The organism is Fibrobacter sp. UBA3629, assembly GCF_002374005.1.
Taxonomy (GTDB): domain Bacteria; phylum Fibrobacterota; class Fibrobacteria; order Fibrobacterales; family Fibrobacteraceae; genus Fibrobacter.
Genome location: NZ_DFLC01000032.1, coordinates 2,556 through 4,946, shown reverse-complemented (window position 1 = coordinate 4,946; position 2,391 = coordinate 2,556). Strand labels below are relative to the sequence as shown.

General features: G+C 57.1%; 1 protein-coding gene and 1 pseudogene. Both read left to right on the top strand.

From position 1 onward, the window contains the following. Positions 1-894: carbohydrate-binding protein (locus tag B2310_RS10220; protein WP_290731163.1), on the top strand; the 894-nt coding region annotated here is incomplete at its 5' end. 151 nt (positions 895-1,045) lie between these two features. Further along, positions 1,046-2,391: pseudogene (locus tag B2310_RS10215) on the top strand (hypothetical protein); the annotation flags it as partial.

Below are 2,391 nucleotides of genomic sequence, written 5' to 3'. Positions count from 1 at the left end.
GAGGGCGAGTTTACCTATACGATTACGACGAAAGGCGGGAATGCTGACTTTGGCGAAGCGACTCGCAACGGAAAATTCACCATCCTGAGTGTCGTGGAATCGGGACCTGCTCCTCTTATGGTTCGGAGCGATATCGAGGCGGCGGTACCGACCGATGCAAAGGGAGCCTTTGCCGACAACCACGAGAATTTCCGCGGCACGGGATTCTACGATTTCGAAAACAGTCTCGATAGCTACGGCATTTACCACCTGGTTTCGCCGAAGGAATACAAGAATGCAACGATGGTGCTGCGCTACGCCCACGGCAAAACGGATACGCGTCGCATTATGGTGAAGATGAATGAAGACCTGGTCGGTTCGCTGACGTTCAAGCCCACTGCCGATTGGGATACCTGGGATAGCGTCTCGGTGGGTGTTTCTCTCCAGAAGGGATTGAATGTGCTTTATCTGAAATCGCTGGAAGAGGCGGGTGCACCGAACGTCGACCAGATCGGTTTTGATGTCGAAGGCGTGGTGCTTTTCGAGGATTCGACGCAACTCTCGGCGATAGACACCTTGAGCGCTGAAGTCGCGGGAGATTCTTCGGGAACGACGGGGCTTACCCGTGGCGATTACACAGCAGAAGACGACTTTGCAGGTAACATTCGCATTGCTGCCGGAATACACCTGAATCTTGCAGATGGTACGCTGATTGCCCGCGAATCGGGGTATGCCCAGGTGGATTTCTTTGACATGACTGGTCACCAGGTGGCGCGCCTTGCAAGAAATGTTCCGGCAGGAGCGTCTGACTTGTCCCGCGAAATCAGGGCTCTCCCCGAGGGCGTCTACATGGTCCGTGTCAAGTTCAATGGTCGCACGATGCAGAATGCGGTGCAGGTAAGAGTAGAACGGTAGTTTCCTAACTAAACGATACGTCCCGGCGGAAGCCGGGGCGTTTTTTTTGCACCGCAGGTGCCCGCCGTAGTCCGCGGACAACTGGAAATTTCTTTTACCCTACCCCCGGAGCAAATCCGAGGGTATTTTTGTGGGCAGAAAGGAGTTATGTATGGGATGTTTGAACTCTATTCGCGTATTGGGCCTCTCGGCGGCGCTTGCCTTTGCCGCATCGCCCGTCATCAAGGTCGATTTTGACATGAGCGGCCGCAATTCGAGCGAGGTTACGGAACCGAATTATGTGCCCTGGGTGGTTTCGGGTGTCGCTTCGAAGGACACGACGCTTTCGGGCGTGAAGGTGAATGTCGCCGGAAGCGCGAACCTCAAGGCCAACTGGTACAAGGCCGGGGTGCAGTCCCCAAGCTATGCACGCCTTGTATGCGATGGCGTGATGGTCGAAGGCGGTGGGGCGATTACGCTCACCTTCTCGAATCTTGCGGCAGGGACGCACAGCCTCCTTTTGTACCTAAACAATGTCGATGGGACGGCGGTAAGCAACAGCATCGATGTCTATGTGAACAACTCGAAGCAGACGTCGGTCAAGCCCACGAATCGTGCGCTCTCGACAGGCGAGGCGGCGATTGCCTACGTGACTTTTAATGTAAGCGGTACGGGTGCCTCGACCGCGATAAAGTTGAATACGGGCACGGTTACCCTGAACGGCTTTGAACTGAACGTGCCCAATGCGGCGGCACAGGCGACAGGGCCATCGCCTGAGGATTTGGATTATCACGCTCCGCACGAAAGCGGGGCGCTGACGCTTTCGTGGACGGCGGCGAAGTCGGCCGTAAAGCATCGCGTCTATTTCGGGACGGATTCGGCGGCAGTGCTTGCGGCAACGCCCTCGAGCACTGCGATTTACAAGGGTGAACAATCCGGCAGTTCGTATAAGGTGAGCGGCACGACTCCGCTCCAGACTTACTACTGGCGCGTAGATGAGGTCGATGCGAACGGAACGGTCACGGCAGGGAATATCTGGTCGTTCAAGCCGGGTCGCGTCGCGTTCGAGGGTGCCGAAGGTTATGGCCGCAACGCCTTGGGTGGCCGCGGCGGCAAGGTGGTGTACGTGACGAACCTGAACGATGACGGTGCGGGCTCCCTGCGCGAGGCGTGCACGGCAGAAATTGGCCCGCGTACCATCGTGTTCAAGGTGTCGGGAATGATTCAGCTGAAATCGCGCCTGGTCTGCAATCAGGATTACGTGACGATTGCAGGGCAGACGGCTCCCGGCAAGGGTATTACCATCAAGAGCGCTCCCATCGGGTTCACGGGCAAGGACATGGTCATCCGCTTCATGCGCGTGCGCCTGGGCTACGGCGCTACCTACGACGGTATGGGACTCACTGGTGGCGACCACAGCATATTGGACCATGCGAGCATCAGCTGGACGATTGACGAAGCCTTCAGTAGCCGAGGCGGCAAGAACCTTACGCTGCAGCGCACGCTGATTTCGGAAGC